The sequence below is a fragment of the Spirosoma panaciterrae DSM 21099 genome (genome assembly GCF_000374025.1).
Taxonomy (GTDB): Bacteria; Bacteroidota; Bacteroidia; order Cytophagales; family Spirosomataceae; genus Spirosoma; species Spirosoma panaciterrae.
Genome location: NZ_KB893185.1, coordinates 61,064 through 86,119 on the forward strand (window position 1 = coordinate 61,064; position 25,056 = coordinate 86,119).

General features: G+C 43.1%; 18 protein-coding genes and 2 tRNA genes. 10 read left to right on the forward strand and 10 right to left on the reverse strand.

Going from position 1 to position 25,056, the window contains the following annotated elements; translation table 11 throughout:
- Positions 1 to 2 precede the first annotated feature (2 nt).
- The 8 genes from B153_RS0116225 to B153_RS0116265 form a co-directional block, all read right to left on the reverse strand.
- A complete protein-coding gene (locus B153_RS0116225; protein WP_020597785.1) occupies positions 3 to 878 on the reverse strand; it encodes a MerR family transcriptional regulator in 876 nt (291 codons plus the stop codon).
- 217 nt (positions 879 to 1,095) lie between these two features.
- Positions 1,096 to 1,171: transfer RNA gene (locus tag B153_RS0116230), tRNA-His, on the reverse strand.
- Positions 1,172 to 1,272: 101 nt separating this feature from the next.
- A complete protein-coding gene (locus B153_RS0116235; protein WP_020597786.1) occupies positions 1,273 to 1,887 on the reverse strand; it encodes a superoxide dismutase in 615 nt (204 codons plus the stop codon).
- A gap of 57 nt (positions 1,888 to 1,944) precedes the next feature.
- On the reverse strand, positions 1,945 to 2,379 hold the full coding sequence (locus B153_RS0116240) for a nucleoside deaminase (RefSeq protein ID WP_020597787.1): 435 nt from the start codon (positions 2,377 to 2,379) through the stop codon (positions 1,945 to 1,947).
- A gap of 70 nt (positions 2,380 to 2,449) precedes the next feature.
- Positions 2,450 to 6,097, reverse strand: coding sequence for an Ig-like domain-containing protein (locus tag B153_RS0116245; RefSeq protein ID WP_020597788.1), 3,648 nt, complete (start codon positions 6,095 to 6,097; stop codon positions 2,450 to 2,452).
- A 282-nt stretch (positions 6,098 to 6,379) separates the two neighbouring features.
- On the reverse strand, positions 6,380 to 9,499 hold the full coding sequence (locus B153_RS0116250) for a serine hydrolase domain-containing protein (RefSeq protein WP_020597789.1): 3,120 nt from the start codon (positions 9,497 to 9,499) through the stop codon (positions 6,380 to 6,382).
- Positions 9,500 to 9,977: 478 nt separating this feature from the next.
- The gene (locus B153_RS0116260; RefSeq protein WP_020597791.1) at positions 9,978 to 10,226 is read right to left on the reverse strand and encodes a hypothetical protein; all 249 of its coding nucleotides are present in this window, start codon (positions 10,224 to 10,226) and stop codon (positions 9,978 to 9,980) included.
- Between the two features lie 168 nt (positions 10,227 to 10,394).
- Positions 10,395 to 11,216 (reverse strand): T9SS type A sorting domain-containing protein, encoded by an 822-nt coding sequence (locus B153_RS0116265; RefSeq protein WP_026262214.1) that lies wholly within the window; start codon positions 11,214 to 11,216, stop codon positions 10,395 to 10,397.
- A gap of 174 nt (positions 11,217 to 11,390) precedes the next feature.
- Between B153_RS0116265 and B153_RS0116270 the strand changes: the two genes are divergently transcribed.
- The 8 genes from B153_RS0116270 to B153_RS0116305 all read left to right on the forward strand — a co-directional run bounded on the left by B153_RS0116270 (position 11,391) and on the right by B153_RS0116305 (position 19,057).
- Positions 11,391 to 13,310 carry a sensor histidine kinase gene (locus B153_RS0116270; RefSeq protein ID WP_020597793.1) on the forward strand — a complete coding sequence of 640 codons (1,920 nt, stop codon included), beginning with the start codon at positions 11,391 to 11,393 and terminating at the stop codon, positions 13,308 to 13,310.
- Between the two features lie 64 nt (positions 13,311 to 13,374).
- Positions 13,375 to 14,085 carry a response regulator transcription factor gene (locus tag B153_RS0116275; protein WP_020597794.1) on the forward strand — a complete coding sequence of 237 codons (711 nt, stop codon included), beginning with the start codon at positions 13,375 to 13,377 and terminating at the stop codon, positions 14,083 to 14,085.
- Between the two features lie 130 nt (positions 14,086 to 14,215).
- Positions 14,216 to 15,187: a porphobilinogen synthase gene (gene hemB, locus B153_RS0116280; RefSeq protein ID WP_020597795.1), complete on the forward strand. Its 972-nt coding sequence runs from the start codon at positions 14,216 to 14,218 to the stop codon at positions 15,185 to 15,187.
- Positions 15,184 to 16,521 (forward strand): dihydroorotase, encoded by a 1,338-nt coding sequence (locus B153_RS0116285; protein WP_020597796.1) that lies wholly within the window; start codon positions 15,184 to 15,186, stop codon positions 16,519 to 16,521. Before hemB ends, B153_RS0116285 begins: the two co-directional genes overlap by 4 nt.
- A gap of 82 nt (positions 16,522 to 16,603) precedes the next feature.
- Positions 16,604 to 16,687, forward strand: a tRNA-Leu gene (locus tag B153_RS0116290).
- 166 nt (positions 16,688 to 16,853) lie between these two features.
- Positions 16,854 to 17,579, forward strand: coding sequence for a hypothetical protein (locus tag B153_RS0116295; RefSeq protein WP_020597797.1), 726 nt, complete (start codon positions 16,854 to 16,856; stop codon positions 17,577 to 17,579).
- A 160-nt stretch (positions 17,580 to 17,739) separates the two neighbouring features.
- The gene (locus tag B153_RS0116300) at positions 17,740 to 18,039 is read left to right on the forward strand and encodes a helix-turn-helix domain-containing protein (protein WP_020597798.1); all 300 of its coding nucleotides are present in this window, start codon (positions 17,740 to 17,742) and stop codon (positions 18,037 to 18,039) included.
- Between the two features lie 64 nt (positions 18,040 to 18,103).
- Positions 18,104 to 19,057, forward strand: a complete 954-nt coding sequence (locus B153_RS0116305) for a phage/plasmid replication domain-containing protein (RefSeq protein WP_020597799.1) — start codon at positions 18,104 to 18,106, stop codon at positions 19,055 to 19,057.
- A 328-nt stretch (positions 19,058 to 19,385) separates the two neighbouring features.
- Here B153_RS0116305 and B153_RS0116310 read toward each other — a convergent pair whose 3' ends face one another.
- A complete protein-coding gene (locus tag B153_RS0116310; RefSeq protein ID WP_020597800.1) occupies positions 19,386 to 19,973 on the reverse strand; it encodes a hypothetical protein in 588 nt (195 codons plus the stop codon).
- A 115-nt stretch (positions 19,974 to 20,088) separates the two neighbouring features.
- Here B153_RS0116310 and B153_RS0116315 point away from each other — a divergent pair, with 115 nt between their 5' ends.
- Both B153_RS0116315 and B153_RS0116320 read left to right on the forward strand, forming a co-directional pair.
- Positions 20,089 to 20,304: a helix-turn-helix domain-containing protein gene (locus tag B153_RS0116315; RefSeq protein ID WP_040761572.1), complete on the forward strand. Its 216-nt coding sequence runs from the start codon at positions 20,089 to 20,091 to the stop codon at positions 20,302 to 20,304.
- A 102-nt stretch (positions 20,305 to 20,406) separates the two neighbouring features.
- Positions 20,407 to 23,505, forward strand: coding sequence for an anti-phage protein (locus B153_RS0116320; RefSeq protein ID WP_020597802.1), 3,099 nt, complete (start codon positions 20,407 to 20,409; stop codon positions 23,503 to 23,505).
- A gap of 55 nt (positions 23,506 to 23,560) precedes the next feature.
- Here B153_RS0116320 and B153_RS0116325 read toward each other — a convergent pair whose 3' ends face one another.
- Positions 23,561 to 24,877, reverse strand: a complete 1,317-nt coding sequence (locus tag B153_RS0116325) for a site-specific integrase (RefSeq protein ID WP_020597803.1) — start codon at positions 24,875 to 24,877, stop codon at positions 23,561 to 23,563.
- Between the last annotated feature and the right edge of the window lie 179 nt (positions 24,878 to 25,056).

Genomic DNA, 25,056 nt, shown 5'->3' on the forward strand with positions numbered 1-25,056 from the left:
CTTTAACTCGACGCAATGCGGATCAGCTCATTGATCTGAGTAATGATCGAGACATTATCAGGAGTATCTATGTCTTGCCCAACAACCTGATAGCCGGTCAGTAATACCTCTGCCTGAGAAAAGGTACTGGCTAAACGGTTGACAAATTGCTGGACTTCGTGGTTGGCCAGAGAGGAGGTCAGAACCGTAAACAGGTAATCAGGCTTGTACCGACTGTAAGCAGAGGTCAATTCTCTGAACGGTAAGCTCTGCCCGAAATAAATCACTTTGTTTGACCTTGATCGGATAATGTAGTTGGCAAATAATAAGCTGATCTCATGATATTCTCCTTCGGGTAAAAACAGCATGTATTTTTTACCCTTGGTCGTCTGGATGGGGAGACTATCAATAGCCGCAATGAGTTTCTGCCGGATCAGGCTGGTGATGAAATGCTCCTGAGCGGGACCTATCGATCCGGTTACCCACAATGTACCGATCCGGCTGAGAAACGGATAAACAACATTCAAATAGGTATTCTCGAAGCCAAACTGACGCGTATTGGCAAGCATAACCTTTTCAAACTGTTCTTCATCCAGATCGATCATAGCCAGTGTAAGCGCCTGAATCTGATCGGGATAACTAAGTGGCTTCTCTGAGATCTTGAGCACTTCCTGATATAATTCTTCGGAGGAAAGCTTCGAAATTTCAGAAATTTTATAACCGTGATCTTTCAGCAAGGCAATGTTCAGCACGAGTTTAAGATCCTGATCGTCGTAAGTGCGGATATTCGTGTCTGTACGTTGTGGAGCGAGGATAGTATATCGTTGCTCCCAGATGCGCAACGTATGGGCTTTTATACCAGAAAGTTGTTCTAAATCTTTGATCGAGTAGGTGCTCATACCACTAAAGGGCTCGGTTGGATAACCTCAAAACGTGTATCAGTAAATAGTCTTTGCAAAATACAACACCAGAGAAAAAGTTTTGTTTAATGTATAAAGAAAAAAGCTAAACAAAACAAAAATTTACTCTAGGTTATCAGCTACAATCGGACGATCTGGAGAGCGATTAGAAAAGCCATAAAAAAAGCCCCGACGTTGTCAGGGCTTTTTACAAGGGGGGTGAAAGACGGGGCTCGAACCCGCGACCTTCGGAACCACAATCCGACGCTCTAACCGACTGAGCTACATCCACCGTTTTGGAAGTGCAAAAATAATAAAAAGTGGAAAGTGAAGCGTGAAAAATGAAAAGTATTTTTTCAGATTCGTTATTTTTCGCGCTTCACTCCTTTATCCATTAAGCTTGCTTACCTTGCTGGAAACGCTTTTCAGCAGCATCCCAATCAACAATATTAAAGTAAGCCGCTATATAATCGGGCCGGCGGTTCTGGTATTTGAGGTAGTAGGCATGCTCCCAAACGTCGAGGCCAATGACCGGGAAGCCCTTCACCTCGGCAATATCCATTAGGGGATTATCCTGATTTGGCGTCGAAGTAACGGCCAGTCCACCTTCAGGCGTAACGATCAGCCAGGCCCAGCCTGAACCGAATCGAGTTGTAGCCGCTTTGGTGAATTCATCTTTAAAGGCATCGAACGAGCCGAATTTTTCATTAATGGCATCGGCTAGTGCACCTTTAGGCTGACCACCCCCATTGCCAGAAATCGTATTCCAGAACATCGTATGGTTGTAATGGCCACCACCATTGTTACGAACAGCAATGGGGGCTTTGCTAACAGTCGCCAGCAAATCTTCGATGGATTTATTTTCCAGATCGGTACCGGCAATAGCGTTATTCAGATTCGTCACGTACGCATTATGGTGCTTACCGTGGTGAATTTCCATCGTTTGCTTGTCGATATTGGGTTCGAGCGAATCACTTGGGTAGGGAAGCGGGTCTAATACAAATGCCATTGTATTGATAAGTTAGAATGAAAGATTACTCGGTTGGGTTAACAAGCCTGTGCCAAATTATGTTCTTAGACGATTAAAAAACTTTGCCAGTAAGGCCTGACTTTCCTCAGCAAGTATCCCTGTTTCGAGCCGCGTTTTGGGGTGTAAAAGAGGGGTTTGAATGCGACTATAGCCGCGTTTGGGATCGCTGGCACCAATAACCAACCGGCCAAGCTGCGCCCAGAACAAAGCGCCTGCACACATAACGCAGGGTTCCAGGGTAACATAGAGCGTACAGTCGGTCAGGTATTTGCTCCCTAAGTAATGTTCGGCGGCTGTGATGGCCATTAGCTCAGCATGGGCCGTTACATCAGTTAATTGTTCGGTTTGATTGCGTGACTTGGCAATAATTCGGTTCCGACAAACAACCACGGCACCTACCGGGATTTCGCCCGATTCGGCTGCTTCTTCTGCCAGCCCCAGCGCAATTTCCATAAAATACTCGTCGGGCATAGTCGTCGGTTGTTGGTCGTGGTCCATCATAGCCTGTGAATCTGTAAGGATGGACCACGCGCGACTTACATTACTGCTTCAGTATTTTTCGGACCGTTTGGCGGTCGCCCACCTGTATACGAAGGAAGTATACACCATTGGGCTGCGAACTTAAGTTAAGCTCATTCACTTTAGCCCGTGTAGTTTGCTGCAACACAGACTGGCCGCTGGCATCAACGAGCGATAACTGAGCGGGGTCATGCATCAGTGATAGGTCGAATTCTACCGTGAGCCGGGTTTCGGTCGGAACAGGATAGGTCTTAACCAGCGGATCAAGCGGATTATCTTCTACGCCCAGCAAAGGAAGTATGGTAATCGATGCCGTACCCGAAACAGGTCCGCTACCGCAGAAATTAGTCACCTGAGTTAATCGGTAGGTTGTATTGCGAACGGGTCTTACTTCGACAAGTAAGGGGTTGGTACTGGTAGTAAGTGAATAATTTTTGAGGCTATCCGCATAGGTAGCTGTCCAGGGAGCATCTCCGCTAAAGGTAAGGGTCAGATTAGCGGGTGAGCCTTCGTAAATGTTTTGGGAGCCGGTCAGGGTGGCGCTGGCTACCGAGCGTACTGTAAGTTGGGTAGGGCTGTTACTACCCGTAATACCAATTTCCGGATTGTCGGCATTGACCCGAACATAGTACTGTCCGCTCGGCACAGCCGCTGGTAATATGCCTGTAATGGGTGAGCTATTCGCTGTATTCGATACGGCGTATTTTTTACTCGTATCGGCGGCACTGACCAACTCTATACGGAAGGCATTGCCTGAGTTAAATTGTCCGGATGTGGTAAACGGAATTGTAACCGACGTACCCGAGCAAACTGTCGACGAAGCAAATGAGCTTGTTGAAACGGTTGGCACCCGAACATTGATCTGGGCAGTAGATGGGTTGCCGGGCAATCCGAGTCCACAGGTGTTTGATACGGTGACAATCTGATAAATGGTATTACCACGCGGTAAAACGGAAATCGTTGTATCGGCTGAACGCGAAGTTCCCGAATAGCCACCCGTGAGCGTATAGCTGAATGGGCCGACACTAGTGAATTTAAGGTTTAAAGGCGCTCTTTGCCCCAGGTTGACCGTTTGGGTTGGAGCGGTCAGTGCCAGAGTGGGCGGAGCGCTAACAAGTACCCGAACGGTAGTACGTGCGCTATAGCAGCCATACGATGCGATTTGATACACATAAAATGCATCGCCTTTAGGATCGGTGCTTGGCGTGAACGTAAAAGGCACCGCAACGTCGAATACGCGCCCGTAGGGGTCTATCCATTTCAGCTTACTACCCGCTTCGCCTGTGGCTTCGAGCGGAGCTGGTTGGTCATTCAGGCAGTAGCTTACCAAGGCTTTGGCGGTAGGGGCGGGCGGACTTACGATCAGGACGTTGATTCTGGCTTTACTGCTTTCGCAGCCGTCGACAGTTTGGCTCACATCGTAGTTTTGTGTACCGCCCCTGTCGATCGATGGGGTTGGCGCACTCGGATACGAGTTCCCGTCGGTATTGTACCAGCGCAGGTTTTGTCCGTTGGCTCGTGAACTTAAATCCTGAACATTTTGGGCGGGCTGGTCCTGCTGGGCCTGGCAGTAAGTAATATCCGAGACTGATGGAGCACCCGGGAGGGGTTTGATCGTAACCGTAATGGTAGCCTTGGGGCCTTCGCAGTTTTCATTGGATGTTTGCGAGACTTTATACGTCTGCGTACCTACAACATCTGTGCTGGGCCTTGGAGCATTCCCCCCTAATGAGTTATCGGAAGCGTCGTACCATTTCAGGTTTGATCCGGCAGCGCTCAACGTTTGTGCCTGGCTCCTGTTGCAATAGCTGACCGGACTTACGCCTGGAGCGCCCGGTGTACTTTTCACACGTACGGATAAGCTGGCACGAGGGCCCTCGCAGCCATTTAACGTCTGGCTGACATAATACACGGTAACACCCGGTGTGGCATTCGATGGTGTTGGAGCATTCGCTGAAGCAGTTCCTCCATTGGCAGACGTGCCGTACCAGTTTGGGGTAGCCGTATTTACTAAGGATGCTGTCAGGGCTGGTGCGCTGGTGCCCTGGCAAAAGTCGATACTTGATGTTCCTGGTGCATCAGGGGTATCTTTAACCTGAACCGGAATACCGATCCGTTCGCTTTCGCAACTGTTTACGGTCTGGGTTACGTAATAAGTTTTGGTACCGATAGCGCTGGCGTCCGTGCTCGGTACGGTAGGGTTCGATGAAGCAGTTCCTCCCGACGCATTCGTACCATACCATTTCAGACCTGTTCCGGTAGCCGATAAAGCAGAAGCCGTAGTGCCCTCGCAATAAGCACCGGGCGGAAAGATGGTTGGTTGGGCCGGTACAGCATTGACGGTGAACGTTATCGACGCACGAGGACCTTCACAGCTATTGACCGACTGACTGACATAATACGTGGTTGAGCCTGTAGTAGAGGTCACTAGAGCAGGGGCGTCGCTGGTGGCTGTACCGCCAGAAGCCGAAGTGCCATACCAGTTCAACGTGCCTCCTGCCGACGCGGTAGCTGATAAATTATAGCCTGAACGATTCTGGCAGCCAAGAATCGGACTGGAAACACTGGGTGCTCCAGGGGTTGGTTTAGTGATAACGGCAATACTTGCTCTTGAGCTTTCACAACCATTTAACGTCTGGCTGACATAATAATTCGTCGTTCCAGCCGAACCCGTATTGGGTGTAGGTGCTACAGACGAAGCCGTTCCTCCCGAAGAGGCTGTGCCGTACCAGTTCAACGACGCACCTCCTGTGGCAGTTGCTACTAAGGCTGAAGCGGGCTGGTTTTGGCAATATTGGGGAGGTAGAGTGGTAGAGGGCTCCCCAGGTGAAGCTTTCGTTGTAACGGTAATAGCTGTTCTTGAGCTTTCGCAGCCATTGACTGTCTGGCTCACGTAATAGGTAATAGGGCCTGTATTGGATGTCGATGGGATGGTTGCATTGCTATTGCCAGTTCCACCCGTCGCGGCTGTTCCATACCATTTCAGGTTTGAGCCGGTAGCGGTTAAAGCGGGCGCGCTTACCCCCTGGCAATAGGATAACGAAGGCGTTGCAGTAGGAGCTGCGGGAATGGGGTTGGCGACATAGTCAACTTGAACCATGTCGCTGGTACAACCATTTCCATTTAGCTGGCTGACATAGTAGGTGCCACTGGCAGTGGGTGAAGGAGCCGAAATAGGTTGTTTACTTTGGTTATACCAGGCCAGACTGACACCCCCTGCCGTGAGGGTTGCGTTCAGAGATGTTGGCGTTCCGGCACAACCATTTTGGGGCGAAGAAACGGTAGGCTTATTAGCCGAATTGACTGTAAAAGCGCTGCTTTCCTTCGATTGAACTGGCGAACCCGTACTTGAAAGAACCCGTATTTTGTAATTGGTGCTGGTTGGTGACGAAGCCGGAATGGTGACTTTAACTGATGTACCTGTTCGACTGGAAATCGTTGTTAGGGAAGTAGGATAGGCATTCCCCGTTACATCGGATAAAGAAATAGAGAACGTATTCCCACTCGCAAACGAAGCACTGGTTACAAATGTAACGGTAACATCATTGCCGGGACAAACCGCGTTTGTTGATAAGGTGACGCTATTGATGGTCTGCGCGGAGGTTCGGTTGACCAGGCTAGTGAGGCCCAGCAAGGCTAAGAGGTAGAAGTAAAAGATACGGCCCTTCATAAAAATTTGAGCAACTAAGCTTATATGGGTTCTAAAGTTAACGCATTTATGCTCGATATTCAGCCTGAAGTAAGCTGGTATCGGATGGTGTAAGTAGAGCAGGTAGGCTCTATATCAAGTCAAGTTGCTTTAATTCAGGGTTTTAATCTTTCGATGGGCAATAATACTAAGCAAAAAATCATATGTATGGGAAAGCCCTAGCAAGAAGAATGCCACTTCTGAGAGGAAGTGGCATGGTCTGGTTCTATGATCCCAGAGAATTACCGTTTAATCAAGAAATGGCTATTGAATGGCACTATAGATCACTTCATGAATGCGTCGACGAAGTTTTGTGGTGTTGATCGAATTGTTTCCGGCTGTTGGATAAATCCGGTTCGATAGGAAAACAAAGATCAATTCTTCGTCAGGATCCACCCAAACCACATTTCCGGTGAAACCCGTATGGCCAAACGATCGGGGCGATACCTGGGAGGCCATGTATACGCTACTTGGGCTTTCTGCGTTTGGCTTATCCCAGCCCAATGCCCGGTGGCTGCGGTTACTTAGGGTTTGGGTAAAGTACGGCACAGTCATTTGATTTAAAATCCGCTGTTCGCCATACACTCCCTTTTGCAGATTCATCTGTAACAAAGTCGCAATATCGCGGGCATTTCCAAACAGGCCCGCATGGCCCGAAATGCCCCCCTGTACAGCAGCCATCTGGTCATGCACGGTCCCCACAAGCAGTTGATTCCGATAGTAGGTATCCTGCTCGGTTGGCGCGCATTGCGGATGAGCCAAACGTTGAAGGGGCGTAAAGCCAAGCTGGTGCAGGCCCAGGGGTTTATAGACGTTCTCGGTTACAAACTTGTCCAGAGGCTGCTTGCTAACCCGCTCCACAATTTTTTGCAGCGTCAGGAAATTCAAGTCGCTATATACATACGCTGGTCGGCCAGCCTCGTCGGTTTTTTTCGACATCGGCGATTGGACCACCCATTTCCAGACGGAGTCTTTTAAGGCCGGTACTCCCCAAAGGGTCGGCGCAATCTGTAAAGTATGCAGACTGTCCTGAGTGGCCGAGTAATATTCTGCTTTCAAACCACCGCGTGGATTACGGGTACGATCCCAGGTAGTAGGGTAGAACGATACCATCCCCGACTGATGCCAGAGCAAATCCTGAAGGGTGATGTTTTGTTTATTGGTGTTGCGAAGTTCAGGTAAGTAAAACGACGCTTTCTGGCTCAGGTCAATCTGCTTACGGTCGTAAAGGACCATGACCGATTGCAACGTAGCCAGCACTTTGGTAAGTGATGCCAGATCGTACAGGGTTTCGTCGGTTACTTTTTCGGCCCCGGCTGCATAAGTTAGGGCACCGAAGTTTTTGCTGTAAACCACCTTTCCTTTTCGGGCAACCAGAATTTCGCAACCCGGAACCACATGATTTTTAACGGCGCTCTGGGCTATCGCATCAATCTGGTTCAGAACGGTCGTTTTCATGCCAACACTTTCGGGGGCTCCGGCCGAGAGCCGACCTTCGGGGTCGGTACTCATGCCCATTCCCACTTTCATATCATCGTGCGACGTCGAAACGGGCAGCTTTCCCCGGGCTCCCAGTCCGCCAAATAAAACCTGAGGGACTACGCGCTCCATGGCGTCCATCTCCTGATAGGCACAAACCAGCGCATCGGCTCCGGCAAACTGGGGCAGGCTGTAAGGCGAGCCAAAGGCCGTCACAATCACTTTCAGGCCGCGTTGTTTCAGCCGGGAAATCAGGTCGATGGAAGGCTTGGTGATGCCGTATTTCCGGGACGACGATTCACTCATCCGGTGAAAACTGACGACTACCGTATTGGCATCGCCTACCTGAGCCAATATATTGTTAACATCGGTTTCTGAAACCGGTTTGTCGGCATAGGTGAGGGTTTGGAAAGGCGCGTACTGGTTTAGCGTCTTTTGGAAGACGTTGCCAGATTCAGCACCTATGGCAATCGAGGCCAGGCGTAGCGTATCCAGACGGCTTAGCGGAAGTAGGTTGTTGCGGTCATCAGCTATGGTTACGGCTTGCTCGCAAAGTTCCTGTTTCAGACGGTTGGATTCTGGCGAATTCAGATCTGCTGCTAAGCCAGACAGATTGATCGGCTTATAGTTGTTTAGACCAACCCAGTACTTAGCCCGAAGGATTTTGCGAACTTTTTCGTCGATGAATTCCTGTGAGATAACGCCCTGTTGAATCGCATTCAGGATATTCTGGGTGGCTTCGCGAACATTTTCCGGATACAGTAAAATGTCATTTCCGGCCATCAGAGCCCGAAGGTTGACATCCATCGCTTTTGGAGCACGGCTGATACCGCCCATATTCAGCGCATCGGTAAATACCAATCCCCGAAAACCCAGTTCTTTCTTGAGCAGATCCGTTACAATCTTTTCCGACAGGGTTGCGGCCAGTGCTGGGGTATTGTCGATACTTGGTACATGCAAATGGCCCGTTACAACCCCCATTAAACTATCGGCAATGAGTTTGCGGAAAGGATACAGATCAATGTCACGCATTACTTCGGTCGATCGGCTGACCGTAGGAAGTGTATGGTGCGAATCGACATTGGTATCGCCATGACCGGGAAAATGCTTGGCTGTTGCAATAATATGGGTTTGCTGTAAACCGCGCATGTAGGCCGACGCCTTCAGTGCAACGTTTTCTTTAGACTCCCCAAATGAGCGAACGCCAATAACCGGATTGGCAGGGTTGCTGTTGATATCGGATACGGGGGCAAAATTGATGTGTATACCCAACCGTTGGCACTGGCGCCCGATTTCGGCACCCATCCGGTAAATCAAATCGTTATTCCGAATCGCACCGAGGGCCATTTGTTTGGGAAAGTCCATCGTACTGTCCAGGCGCATCCCCAAACCCCACTCACCGTCTATACCGATCAGCAGCGGCACCTTCGACAAACCCTGATAACGATTGGTCAGCACAGCCTGCCGATAGGGCCCACCCTGAAAGAAAATAAGGCCGCCAATGTGATTATTCTGGATAAGGTGGTCAATGTATTGATAATGGTTTTCATGGCGGTTGGAGAAAGTAGCCACCATAAAGAACTGCCCGATCTTCTGTTCAGGGGTTAATGACTGAAATACACTATCTACCCAACGTTGGCCGCTATCGGCTAATGTAAATACATCAACTGGTTTGGCGGCTGGGCGGAACGTAAAGTCGGAGGGAGGGACCGATGGCGTACGGGCTGGCGTTACAGGTTTTCGGGTAGCCGCTTTTTTGGCGCTGGCCCTATGCGAATGTGCGGCTCGATGATGAGCTGCCCGACGCCACAAATTACGACCTGGTTTGGTTAAGCCAAACGCTGAAAACAAACTCACGAACAGGAGTCCGACGAGAAACAGGGGTCGTAGAACGGTGTTCTGCATAGGTAAACTACTGTAAACTAAATACGTCAGTTATCGGCAAGGTAAGGCTAAACCATAAAAATAGGCAAAGCCCAGCGAAAACTATAGCTTATCTCCGAATTATCTAAGTTTTTAACGAAAAAATGTATGTTATTTGTTTTTTGTAATGGATTAATACAAAATTAAATTTAGCGATTGCCCAGTGGAAGCCTGATAAAAGGCTTACTAACAGGATTTTATCGATTCGATAGGAATAGGTATATACGTTCAGCTTCAGAAGTAAAGGGTGGCTATAAACACCAGATGCATAATCAAACTGTCAGGCTCTTGTTCGGATTGGTCAGAAGTGAGCGTCTGGTGGTAAGCTGGAAGGATACTCGATACTATGTACGCTGCTTGGAGAGGAATGAGCCGTTAATGGCCGAGGGGAAGGGATTGAAACAAAAAATAAAACCCAGAACAAGCCGGGTGCATAAGAAAGGAAACATAACGGGAATGCCTAGCGGGATTGCAATGGATTAACCCGCGATATAGCAACCAGAACTTGTTCGGCCAGAGCGCTTTTGGTAGCCTGAACAGCGCGTTGCCAGCTCGTAGCGGGAGGACACAGTCTTGTTTTGGCTACCGATGTCGAAGCTTTAGCCCGTAACTGTTTCCGTGCAGCAAACATATTGTGTGGATGCCCCATACTAAACGCCTGCCCACTGATACCCACGAATAAGATTGCGATGATGAATAACGACTTCATGGCCTCTGCTTTTAATTACAATACAAAGATATGGGTTTAGTTTGGTATCTTGCAATACATAGTACTAAATTTTTTGAAATTTTTTTGCGAAGGGCAGAGGGGTAAGGGCTTGGGGTGATACAGAATAGACAACTAGTCGTTACCCCTGCCCTTCGACCCTGCTTCCCGCTATTCGTCAATAACAATCCGCTTCACAGCCCCGTCTTCGTTCTGGGTTACTGTGATGAAGTAAGTGCCTTGGGCTTTCTTGCCCAGATCGATTTGCCCTACGAACTCGCCTGAGAAATCTTTTATTTCCCGACGAGCTACTTCTTTTCCCTTCGGATTCGTGACAACAATACTTACGTCGCCTTTGGTTGGGGCCGAAAAACGTACATTCAGCTGATCTCGGTCGGGGTTATTCGGGAAAGCGTCCAGGCTACGTATGGTTGATGGTTTTCCGTTAAGACCCCGTGCCCAGCCTTCGAACGGGCGAGCTATCTGATTTTCAAAATCCCGTGGGAATTCAAATTTGAACCGACGCATCTGATCAGCCATTGAATCGGCATTGCGCCGTAGCTGAAATTCCCAGTCTTTACTTCCCCAGAAATCCTGGTTGTTTCGGGGCATTTGCCCACGGAATACGTACGCATCGTTAGGAATACGCTTGAGTCCCTGCCGCTTCCGCAGGGCAATTTTGCTTTCACCAGAATCGTCCACAATAATGGTCAACTGGCGCTTGCCACCGTCTTTTCGGGAAGTTCGTACGGAGTCAACGAATTTGGTTACGAGCTGATCGCGTTGGGCTTCGCTCAGGCCATCGGTGCGATAGGTGCGTTCGATTTCCCGAACATCATCGCCGTTCCGTTCAATAATGCGAATGCTTACCTCGTTAGGATCGGATTTGGGTGAAGGAGTTCCCTTCTTTTGGGCAACAACCGCACCACTGAAGGCAACTGCCAGCAACAGTGCTGGAGCGAACCGGGAGAGGGCTAAAACTGTTTTTTTCATAGGACCTGAAAATTGCAACGAAGGAACAATAAGTTGTAAAACCAATTGATACAGGGCCTGTTAAAGTTTGTTAACGAGCCAATGAGTAGCATTCTGGTTCGTACTTTTACTATTACACGACCTGTTCCTAATAGATATAAAAGCAGGAGTAAGGTTGCATGAGCGAGTAAAAAAATGTCGAAACAACGCATAAGCTGGATTGTTGCGCTGATGGCCATCGGGCTGTTGGGTCTGGTAGGGCTGCAGCTCTATTGGATAAGTAGTGCGCTGCAATTGCAGAAAGAGCAGTTTGCCTACAAAGTTACCGATGCGCTTCAGGAAGTGGTCCGAACGCTGGAACGGCAGGAAATTGCTTATCTGACCAAACAGCATATTCAGGCCCGTGAGCAACAAAGTCGGCTGAAGGCCATTGCTAAAAAAGAAAGTAAGCCAACCCAGGAAGAGGTAGTTGCCCATCAAACGTCACCGGGTAAAGCTGAGCCTGTAGCCCAGGCCAGATCGTTGAAGCGTATGCCGGGTAATCGGCTGAAGACTGACCCAAGCTTATCGGCTGGTATGACCCCTTCGGGTGCCGTTGTTGTTCAGTCCGATATTTTGCACCCGATTGTTCGGCCGCTTTCGCCCGAACAGATGGCCGTTGTGGAAGAATTTGTTCGGCAGCAGGACGAACTCATGGCAGTTGGTGACTGGCAAACGCAGATGATTCAGCAACAGAAATTTGACCACTGGGTCGAAAATGTACTGAGCAATGAACTGTTGGCCATTCAGGATTCCTTAAACCGAGCGGCCAAAAAGCACATTCGTCGGACACATACCAAAGCTAAACCGAATCAGACAGTAGCTTCAAGTACTGATCTGGCGACACGCCCGGCTAGCCTGAGCCTGAATAAAGCAGAAGAACAGTCGCACCGGATCAAGGATATGCTCAAAGGGCTGCTTATGTCCGACCGCCCCATTGAAGACCGTATCAATCGATTGGCACTCGACACCCTGATTCGGCAGGCGCTGGACGAACGTGGAATCAGCATTCCGTTTGCGTATGCCGTTCGAACCCGCCAACAACCCAAATTCCTCTTCACATCGCTCGGGATGGGGTCTCAACAGTTCGATGCGGAAGGCTATAAAGCGGCTCTTTTTCCGAATAATCTGCTCGAAACCGGCAATTATGTCTATGTCTATTTCCCCACTCAGCAGCAGTTTATTTTAAGTCGGCTAGGCTTCACATTTGGGGCTTCGGTTGTGCTGATATTGGTTATTCTGGCCTGTTTTTACATCGCTATCAACACGATTGTCAGGCAAAAGAAACTGGCCGACATCAAGAATGACTTTATCAACAACATGACCCACGAGTTCAAAACGCCCATTTCGACGATCTCGCTGGCCGTCGAGATGGCGCAGGAACAGATCCGGAGCGAAGGCCATTCGCAGCCGGCACTGGCGGTTCATGGTGTGAACGGACCGGACGTTGACGAAGCGCACGAACGAACCGAACAACTCGACGCCCGGCTGACACGGTACATGGGCATTATCCGCGACGAAACCCGGCGACTAGGCTCGCATGTCGAAAAAGTCCTGCAAATGGCCTTGCTCGATCGGGGAGAAATTAAGCTAAATCTGTCGTCGGTCAATATTCATGATGTTATCGAGAAGGTACTGAATAATTTGAGTCTGCAGATCGAACAGCGAGGTGGAGAAGTCGATCTTAACTTTGATGCCGACCGGGAGGTGGTCGAAGCTGATGAGCTGCACCTGACTAACATCGTCTATAATCTGCTCGACAATGCCCTCAAATATTCGCCCGACACGCCACACATTACGCTGACGACGCGTAGTCTTCCAGAAGGGGTCAGTGTTACCGTTACAGATCAGGGCCTGGGTATGACTAAAGAACAGACGAGCCGTATTTTTGAAAAGTTCTATCGCGTACCAACCGGCAATCGGCACGATGTTAAAGGCTTTGGCCTTGGCCTGAGCTATGTGAAGAAGATTGTTGATCAGCATCATGGCCAGATCACGGTCGAAAGCCAGCCCGGAAAAGGCAGTTCATTTGAAGTGATTATACCTTATACAATGAGTGAAAGAGTGAAAGAGTGAAAGAGCGATTCCTGTAATAAGTGATTCGCTCTTTCACTCTTTCACTCTTTCGCTCTTTACACCTATGCCGAATATTCTGCTTGTTGAAGATGACCCCAATTTAGGGCAATTAGTACAGGAATACCTAACCATGAAAGGCTATGCCACCGATCGGACCACCGACGGAAACCAGGGTTTACAGCGATTTATGGCCGGTCAGTATGACCTGTGCATTTTCGATGTCATGATGCCCAAAAAAGATGGGTTCACATTGGCTAAAGAAGTTCGGATGGCCAATCGGGATGTGCCCATTATTTTTCTGACGGCCAAATCCATGCAGGAAGATACCATTCAGGGATTCAAAGTAGGGGCCGACGATTACATCACCAAGCCGTTTAGCATGGAGGAGTTGTTGTTGCGGATACAGGCCATTCTTCGTCGATACCAGCGATCAACGGAGTTAGGTGAGCCAACGGTTTATAAAATCGGCTCTTTTTCCTTCGATTACCCCCATCAACTGCTTTCCCGAACCGACAATGGCCCTTCGGTCAATGATGGCGAATCACAACCGCAGAAACTAACCAGTAAGGAATCGGAGTTATTAAAATTGCTGGCGCAGAACCTCAATCAGCCAGTGAGTCGTAGCTTTGCCCTGAAAATGGTTTGGGGTGATGATTCGTACTTCAACGCCCGAAGCATGGACGTGTATGTGACCAAATTGCGGAAGTACCTTAAAGAAGACCCTTCCGTTCAATTGGTCAACGTGCATGGAGAAGGGTTTAAATTGATCGTGTAGTGAGCAGTATAGTTCAGAATGGTCAGCTGCAGTTAAAAAGGTCAAGAGTCGTATTGATATTCCTGACCACACTTGACAACCTTTGACTAGGTCTAACTAGATAACTCGCTGCCTGTAATCCATTAATACAATGAATTTAATTCGTCGTCCTCGCCGGAATCGCCAGTCGGCTGTGATTCGTGACATGGTGCAGGAAACCCGCCTGTCGGTTACCGATTTTATCCTCCCGCTGTTTGTAATGGAGGGCCAGAATGTTCGTTCCGAAGTGGCTTCGATGCCCGGCATCTATCGGTTATCGCTCGATTTGCTGCTCGAAGAAATTCAGGAGTGCGTTGATCTGGGTATCAAAACATTTGACTTGTTCCCGAATCTGCCAGAATCGAAAAAAGATAAATACGCCACCGAAAGTCATAATCCGGATGGACTGTATTTACAGGCCGTTCGCGCTGTGAAAGAGCGTTTCCCGGATGTGATGGTCATGACCGATGTGGCTATGGACCCGTATAGTTCGGACGGGCACGATGGCGTTGTGGAAGATGGTAAAATCCTGAATGATCCTACGCTCGAAGTACTGGGCAAAATGGCGCTGGCCCAGGCCCAGGCAGGCGCGAATATCCTTGGGCCATCCGATATGATGGATGGTCGCGTAGGCTACATTCGTCAGGTGCTCGATGAGGCAGGCTATTATGATGTAGCCATCATGTCGTATGCTGCCAAATACGCCAGCGCGTTTTATGGGCCTTTCCGTGATGCGCTCGACTCGGCTCCTAAATTCGGGGATAAGGAAACCTACCAGATGAATCCGGCTAACAGCCGGGAAGCCCTCATCGAAGCGCAGCTCGACTACGACGAAGGGGCCGATTTTCTGATGGTGAAGCCTGCTCTGGCGTATCTGGATGTGATCAAGTTATTGAATGATAATTTTCATTTGCCGATTGCGGCCTATAACGTCAGTGGCGAATACGCCATGGTTAAGTCGGCCGCCAGAAACGGCTGGCTCGATGGAGAACGCGCCATGATGGAAGTGCTGCTGTCCATAAAACGGGCGGGGGCCAATGTCATTCTAACCTATTTTGCCAAAGAAGCCGCCCGACTTTTATGAGTAACCTGCTGATTCGTAACGCCCGTTTGGTCAACGAAGGGCAAATTGTGGAAACAGATGTGTGGGTTGAAAACGGTTTTATCGCGCAAATTCAATCCGGTTTGTCCGATACAAAAGCGGATCGGGTAATTGACGCGGCTGGGCAGTACCTGCTACCGGGGGTTATCGACGATCAGGTGCATTTTCGGGAACCGGGTCTGACGCATAAGGCGACCATCCAGTCCGAAGCCCGTGCGGCTGTGGCAGGNGGGGTTACCAGCTTTATGGAAATGCCCAACACCGTTCCTAATGCATTGACACAGGAATTGCTGGCCGATAAATACGCGATAGCGGCTCAAAGGTCGCTGGCCAATTATTCCTTTTTCATGGGGGCGTCGAACACCAACCTCGACGAGGTGTTGCGCACCGATCCCAAAACGGTCTGTGGCATAAAAGTTTTTATGGGGTCATCGACGGGTAATATGCTGGTCGATAATGAGCAGATTCTTGAATCACTCTTCCGGCAAAGTCCAATGCTGATTGCCACCCATTGCGAAGACGAAGCGACCATCCGGGCTAATACCGAACACTACCGCGCTGAATACGGTGACCGCGCAACGGCTGAATTGCATCCGTTGATTCGGAACGAAGAGGCCTGTCTGAAATCGTCATCACTGGCGGTCGAGCTGGCGCGTCGGCATAAGGCCCGTCTGCATATTCTGCACATCTCGACCGCCGACGAACTGGCTTTGTTTGACAATACAGTGCCCCTGACCGAGAAGCGGATTACGTCTGAAGTCTGTGTGCATCACCTCTGGTTCGACAGCCGCGATTATGCCCGGCTGGGGAATCTGATCAAGTGCAATCCGGCCATTAAAGCCCCTCATCACAAGGAAGCGTTACTGGCGGCTCTACTCGATGATCGGCTGGATATTATTGCTACCGATCACGCACCACATACCTGGGACGAAAAGCAGCAATCGTACTGGCAGGCCCCATCGGGACTACCGCTGGTGCAACACCCGCTGTTGCTTATGCTCGATTTTGTGCAGCAGGGAAAATTGCCGATTGAGACCGTCGTTCGTAAAATGAGTCATGCGCCTGCCGATTGTTTCCAGATCGACCGACGGGGGTATGTGCGTGAGGGGTATTGGGCCGATTTGGTACTCGTGGATACCAGCCAGCCAACAACAGTCTCGAAAGCAGGGCTCTATTATCAATGCGGCTGGTCGCCACTGGAGGGGCATACCTTCGGAGCTTCGGTGACGCATACGATTGTTTCGGGTGAGCTGGTTTACCAGAATGGCGCCTTCTGTTCGGACCGCCCCGGCCAGCGACTGGCTTTTGTGCGATAGATTTGAAAAAAATCATGAAAAAAATCTTGTGTTGTGTTGTAAGGAAGCCCTATCTTTGCAATCCCAACACGGGGAACGCGCTGCCGAAGTGGTGAAATTGGTAGACACGCACGTTTCAGGGGCGTGTGTCTTTACGGACATGCGAGTTCGAGTCTCGCCTTCGGCACAAGTATTAGGGTTTATCTAGTTGATAATCAATTAGGTAAGCCCTAATTGATTTTATGCGGGGGAAGAAAGGGGGGAAGAATCACTGATTAGCATATTATTTACTGAATAAATCTACTATTAAGCAGGGTATTAAAATGTGAAGTCCAAGAATTTATGCAAGGGATATGACTGCTTTTAATGAGAATGATTTAGATAAATGGATTTTTAAATACTGGACTTATTTATTAATAAATGGTAATAGAAGAAAGTCTACAAAAGAATTAAAGAATGATGAAAGATTGATACGTAGAATGCGACGACTAGCTAAGCTTTGCGAAAATTATAATGAATCATTAGTAAATAAATATGGCATTAAAGTAGATATAGTAGATTGTTGGCTAGACACATTACATAACTCTCAAATTAATATAATATTTGAGAGTGAAGATGTAGTGATTAAGTATCTAATATTATATGCTAAGTGGCAAAGCGAAAAATTTAATGCTGCAATTGAATCCACCGAATCCGAACTGTTAGAAACAATAAAGATAGAAAGACAAAATAGTAAAAAACCAATTGGTGTAGAAGATAATAATAGTGAAATAACATATGATGAATTATTTGCTAAAGAGACGAAAAAAGAAATAGTAGATAAGGCACTAATAGATTTAAATATAGTATCTAATAAAGGTACAACCGTATTAACTAATAGACAGAAAGGCCAAGTTTGTGGTTTTATAGAAATACTTTTAAAGTACGATTATTTACCAAACATATCAAGAGATTTGATAGCTAATGCTTTTTATAAAAAATTAGCTCTTAAAGAAGGAAGATTTAAAAATGATAGTAATCAATTTGCAGAAATGCTAGTTAAAGCCAATAATTATTTTAAAATTATAGTCAAACAATGAATACTTAAAAGTATATAAAAGAACAGTAAAGATATATTAATTCGATTTGATATATTATTAGCCAATATTATAAAGTAACTTGTCTGCTAATGTCCGTACATGTCCTGAAATGTCCGTATACTGATTGTAGCTTTGCTGTGAAGTAAACTAAACTACAGCAATGAACGCAATAAAAACACTGCATATTGAGCAACTTGATTCTAAAATACTTTTCGATAAGTTACAAACTATTGAACGTGCAATAAAAGCGCTAAAGGTTCAATCAGACAGTATAGATACAGATATATTTCTTACACGTCATGAAGTAGCAGAAATACTCAAGATAAGTGTAGTTACTGTTTGGTCTTGGACAAAGAAGGGGATACTACAATCGTATCGTATAGGCAATCACGTTAGATATAAAAGATCAGAGATAATTAAAGCACCAGCTCCAATTAAAAACGTCGTTGAAAGAAAATAGAAATATTATGTATTTCAAGATCTTCTTATGACAAGTAAAAAAAAGTGTAAAAACTGAAGCTGAAATGATTGATACTATACATCTCTTATATGATTTTAATAATCATAAAGAATTAGAAGACTGTATTGAGTCTATGAAAGAAAGATATTCTGTAGACTGCTATTATAGAGAGACTAGCGATAACAGTAAATATAGTGTTCGCCAATTTAGATGTTGGGATGATGGATTTAAAATATGGATTACTAGTAATCAACTGCATCTTGAGGGAAGTCTAACAAAACTGTATTTTGGTAATAATATTCAGCAGCTAAATAATAAAGAGTTAGCAAAAGCTTATGAGTTATTAATATCTAAATTTGACCTTGTCGATTGGACTAAAGCAGTGCATAAAAGGATTGACTTTGGTATTAATGTAAAGCTATCTTTCCCACCAAGGTTAATAACTAATAAAATTATAGGTGGGAAACGAATGAAAAAGTCAGTTATAAAAAGTTCAAATGAAAGTGTTACTATTGGAAATAACTCACAGAGTATGATTTTTTATAATAAAACTTTAGAATCAAAAGGTAATACTCTGATTACTAATAAATTAGGCAGTGTGCCGGATAATTTATTGAGAATTGAATATAGAATCATGGGGACCTATCCAATGAAAAAATACTTTGGAACAGATAGATTAACTATACCATATATTTTGGCTAATTTAAATTTGCTTCCTAAAATATGGTACGATAGATATCTGAATATAGAAAAAGATTATTCAAATGCGCTTGACTTATTTAGTAACAAAAAGGAGATGGAGATGAAAGCTATTCTCTATTTTGGCCTTGAACCTATGAAATCATTAATTATTGAGAGTTATAAGGCACATAAAATGCCTTTATCTACTAAACAAAACTTACTAAGATACTTAAGAGAGCTAACAGAGTATCAAAAAATTAATACTGGTTTAAATGATATATCTAAAGAACTTGATAGAGAGGTTGAAATGTTTTTAAAGAAGAATTTATCAGACTAGCCCATGTTATAAAAAAAAAATTTAAAATTTTTTTTGAATGGATTTTTCTAAGGACAGATGAATTGTTGAAAGAAAATTGAAATAAATGTATGTTATGTTTTAAACGCTCATAATTGCGATTTAAAAGCTTTTGAGAGAATTATTAATATTGTCATGCATATTTTATTAAATATGCTTAAATCGCAATTAAACGCCTTGAGAAATTTGTGTAATTGATTTTGATGGTGGATAAGGGTTCTGCAGGACTAGTAGTTGGTGTTTTTGGTCATATTGGTAGAGATAAAAAAAGTGCGATATCTCTATATCGCACCTTATGATTTTATAAATATTAATAGCCTAACCTATAAAGTGTTGTTGAAGCTCCATTCTTAATCATAGCTGTTTTCCATAAGCCAAACCCTAGTTTGTAATATTGGGCCTCTATCACATTGCCATCTCGTCGATATGTTGCAAGGTATTTCTTAGGCAATCCTCCTTCGCCACCCTCATTGATTATTACATAGCGAGCAGTATACTTTTCACCTGTTTCTTTATTTACCCATCCTACAGTCTCATTGCCTTTAGGAATTTCTAATAGTATAGCTGGAGGATTAAATCTTTTAACTTCGGTCATTCCAAGACTGTTCTTTTTCTTAGAATAAGTTACAAGCACTTGGTGGTTACTAAATTTTACATGTCTGAGAGTTGTGGACATAACATTTTGGTATGTGCCATTTATTTCATTTACTATGTACTCGTTGTCTTTATATATATACTCTACCTTACGTTTAATGCCAGTTGCAAAACCATCAGGAGTTAGAAGAGAATATATGTGAAATTCTGGAAGAGTATCTGGCATGAAATACCTACTTGCTTGTGAAAAGCATGTTGAATAGGCAAATAAAGTAAGGCCAAAAATATAAAAATGCTTAGTCATAGTAATAGAATGGTTAAATCTGAATCAAGATAGGCAGTATAGTTGCTGTTGTCAACGGATCAGATGACATCCATCCTAAATATGAAGCTCAAATTGCTAGTGCATGCCACTAGCAATGGATAAATCTTCTTTTTTAAAGGGTTTAGGAAGTAATATCGTGAAGCTTCGTTCGGAAAAGAACTGGAGTCAGTCCGATCTTGCTCGTGCTTGTTTTAAAGACAGACAGAGTATTGAGAGACTAGAAAAGGGTAAAATTAATCCCTCTATCTATTACTTAAAGGAAATTGCTGATGCACTTGGAGTAGAATTGTCTCATATGTTAATGTTTTAATGTTGCTTATTAAGCAAATTATATGCTTATTCATAGTTGGATATATTGATTAATATTAAATTAGCAATAGTTAATATCTAATTATGTAACCGAATATAAGTAATGCGTATTTTATTTGCTCAATTATCAGATATCCACTTTAAGGGTGAAAATAATCCAGTACTTGCTAAAGAAGAGAAACTTTTTCATGCATTGCAAAATAAAGCTCTTTCGATGGATAGAGTTGTGCTATTAATAACAGGTGACTCGGCATATTCAGGAAATGCGGGGGAATTTGAAATAGCTTTTGATTTTATAGAACGACTTAAAAGTCGCTTGGCAGAATATTCTGGGACACAAATAGATTCGATTGTAATACCAGGAAATCATGACTGTGATTTCTCTTCACCGAATAAGCTCAGAGAAGCCGCTATTAGTATTATTGAAAAATTAGGTGATGAAGGAATTGACGATACTATAATAGATGCATTAACAAGCACACAAAAAAATTATTTTAACTATGCAGACAGATTAAATCCTATTAATGAATTAATCGAAACTTATAAGCTCTTAGATGTATATAAATTCAATTTGGGTTCCAAAACTATTATTATTAATTGCTTTAATTCTGCTTATATATCACAATTAAAAGAAAGCCCTGGTCATATGTATTTTCCCATTAGTTATTTAAGTGGGAAGTTATTGGAAGAGAAAGCGGACTTAGTATTAAGTTGCTTTCATCATCCTTTAAATTGGTTAATGCCAGAAAATAGGAGAGAATTTAAGACTTTGGTTGAAGAAATATCAGATATGTATTTTACTGGCCATGAACACCAGTTTGCAAAGGCTTCTATATCTGATATGGAATCAAATATTACATATTATATCGAAGGGGATGTATTGCAAGATTCTTACGATATTAATAATAGTGGTTTTAATACTATTATTTTTGATTTAGATAATAGTCAATTTCTAATTGAAAACTTTAAATGGAATAAGACATTATATGAGAGTAATATTCATACTGCTAATTGGCGCTCTTATGACAGAAATATAAAAAACATAAAAAACCCATTTACCCTTAGTAAAGATTTCAAATTGTTGATCAATGATGTTGGTTTTAATATACGTCATCCCAATGTATCTACTATTTACTTAAACGATATTTATATTTATCCACGTTTAGATGTTATAGATTATTTAGAAGATTCTAAAAATGATGTAATAAATATTACAGAAGATTCAGAATCTCTAATAAAGTCTTTAAAAAGTAATATCAAAATTATTTTTACTGGACCTGAGAATATTGGAAAAACAAGTTTGTTGAAAATGACATACCTCAACTTACATTCTAGAGGATTTATTCCAATAATAATAGATGGAAATGTTATTAAATCAACAAATATTGAAGATTTTATTCCAATTCTATATAGGAATTTCTCATCTCAATATAACCCAATTTCTGAGGATGAGTTTTCTCAAATTAATAAAAACAAGATAGTCATACTAATTGATGATTTCAATAGGATAATTGTAAATAAGAAATATAGGAATAGATTGTTATCAAATTTACTATCCAGATTTGACAATATTATTATTACTAATGGAGAAACTTCAATAATACAAGATTTAATTACTGAAGGTATATTGAATGAAGACCTAAATTTTAAAGTTTATCAAATAAAAGAGTTTGGACATCAATTGAGAGGGAAATTATTGAATAAGTGGATAACAATAGGTGTTGAAGAAACAATTACTGATGAAGAAAGGATATATAAGCTCAATAAGGCTGAATCCATTATTAAGGTAGTAACAGGGAAGAATTTAGTACCAAATTATCCGCTTTTTATATTAGTACTCCTTCAAGCTATTGAAGCTGGTAATCCAACGGATTTAACTGCAAGTACATTTGGCCATTACTATCAATATCTTATTCAAAGAGCTTTTGGTAATATTCTTAAAAGCCAAGACGAAATAACAAGTTATAATAATTATTTAAGTGAGTTAGCTTACTATTTATTTAGTAAAAGATCTAGAGATATTGATTATAATGAATTGAAAAAATTTGATTTAAGGTATAGAGAAAATTATACTATAACTCATAAGTTGGATACAATACTAGAAAACGTAACGAATGCAAAAATTATAGCCAAATTTGACTCGCTATATGAATTTAAATATTTATATATATACTACTATTTTGTTTCAAACTACTTGTCGGATAATATTGATAGCCCTGAAATTAAAGAAATAATTTCTGCTATTTGTAAAAGAATTTATAAAACAGATTTTGCAAATATTTTACTTTTTTTAACCCACCATACGAAAGATAGATTTCTCTTGAATGAGGTACTAGTTAATTCTAAACAATTATTTAGTGAGCTTAAACCATGCCAGCTAGAGACCGGAAATGCTGCTATTAAATCTCTTGCCGTTAAAGTCCCTGAATTAGTTTATAAACCTAAAAATGTAGATGAGCATAGAGATGAATTAAATGAAAAGCAAGATGAAATTGATGAGGTAGAGAAGCCGAGTCTTAGTGAAGAACTTTCTCAAGTCCCTGATATCGGTGAAGATATTAGCAACTTGGATGAAATATCTAAAATCAATCTTTGTTTTAAAACTTTAGAAGTGCTTGGGCAAATTCTAAAGAATAATTATGGTAAAATCCCAAATCAGATGATATATAATCTGGTTGAAGAAACTTATCTTTTAGGACTTAGGAGTCTAAATCAATATTTCGTTATAATTGAGGAAAATACTGAAATGTTTATTCAATTTATTGAAAATGTTTTAGAAGAGAAAAATATAACTTCTCCTGAAAAGATCAAGAGCTTGTCTAAAAGGATACTTTTTAATATGTGTTGCCACATTTCGTATAACTATATAAAGAAAGTATCTGACTCAGTTGGTACTGAAAACTTGGAGAATGCATATAAGGCTGTGTTTGATAACTATGATTATAATTCAATAAAACTAATTGATTTTTCAATAAAACTTGATCATTTCAAAGCATTTCCAAATAGTGAAATGAAAAATTTAAAAAATGAATTTATTAAAGCGCCGTTGGCGCTAAATTTAATGCAACGCATGGTGATAAACTATCTGTACTTGTTCCCAACAACTCATGAACAGCGTCAAAGGATTTTGACCTTTTTAGATATACCTATTAACTTACAGAGAGAAGTTGACTTTAGATCTAGGCCTGATAAAAGATTATAAGAACTTGTATTCTTTTTTGTTGTATTATGCTTTTGTTGTTTACAAAATTTCTATATTATTTTTGAAAGTAGGAACGGATTAAGCTCATAGTTTCTTGGGCATCGACTTTTATATATTTTAAAAACTCAGATTCTTTTCTATGGCCTGTTAATTTCATTATTAAAAGGGTTGGCATTCCTCGCTTGAACATGTTCGTCGCAAAAGAACGCCTAGCAGTGTGAGATGTTACTAGCTCCCATTTTAGAACTCCTGGTGAAACTTTTGCCCATCCATCTGAAGTTTTAACAACTTGTTTCCCTCCTTTTGTAACGTGTTTTAATTCACGGCTGTCAATTTCTGCTAGTTTACATATTTCCTTAAGGTAGTCGTTGGTTTTTTGGTTTGAAATGCCGGAAGGTAACCTATTATCATATTTTGCCAATAGTTGAATTACGGCTTCATGGACAATAGGAATTTGTACACGACCTCCAGTTTTTTGTTGCTTAAGGTCAAGGTATTTGTTCCCATCATTATCTATTTTTATATGTTCTGGTTGTAAAGTAGAAAAATCTGAAAATCGTAAACCTGTCCATGCTGCAAAAATAAATAAGTCTCTTACTCGTTCAAGGCGAGAAATTTTGCTTAAATCAAGCTCGTAAATGCGTTGCAGTTCTAATTCTGTAAGATAAATGTTTTCAGCATCTTCTCTCATATTAGCGAATTTACGAAATGCGTAGTTAGCCGTTAAGCCTTCATCAACGGCTGCACTCATAAATCCTTTTAAGTTTTCAATGTATTTGCTGACATTATTAGTAGCATAGTTTTTAGCTGTCAACCATTCCGTGAATGCTTTGTAAAAGTTAGTATCTATGTTGTCCAAATCTAATGAATCAGTATAAGCAAGAGCAAAAGATTCTAATCCGTTCAATGTCGTTTTATAACGCCGTATTGTATTAGGAGAAATAACTCGACCTGCTCTGTTTCCTTTGCTCCTTACTAACCTAGTAGGGCAGGTTTCAATGTACCATCGCACAAAATCTAGTAAATTCTTTGGTTTTCCTGTTTCAACTACTGGATTTAGATAAATATCTATTTGTTGTTTTATTGTTTCTTTATTTAGTGGTATACGTTTTGCCCTCAAATCGTTTAGAATATTTGTAATAGCGCTCTCAAGATTATTCATGAATGTATTTGCACTGTCTTTATTTGTAGCATCAACTACGTTACGAATCCTATACTTTTCATGATTCCAATGAGCTGGTAAGACTTTAAATGGGATTGAAAACTTTAATCTCTCATTATCAAAGCAAACTAAACAATGAATCGGTGTTGGTTTGTGCGCTTGACTATCTCTTAGCCAAAATGTAACGGGAGAAATAGATTTTCTTGCCATGATGGTGCTCTTATTAGACTACCGGACAAAAGTAATAATAATTATAACGGGGGAAGATATGGGGGAAGAATGTATTTATTCAATTGAATTTGTCTTAATCTATCTTAGTTCGTTAAATTACTGAAAGATCACTATTTTGGTTAATATAGGCCGTTTTTTGGACGTTTATCTAATGTTGC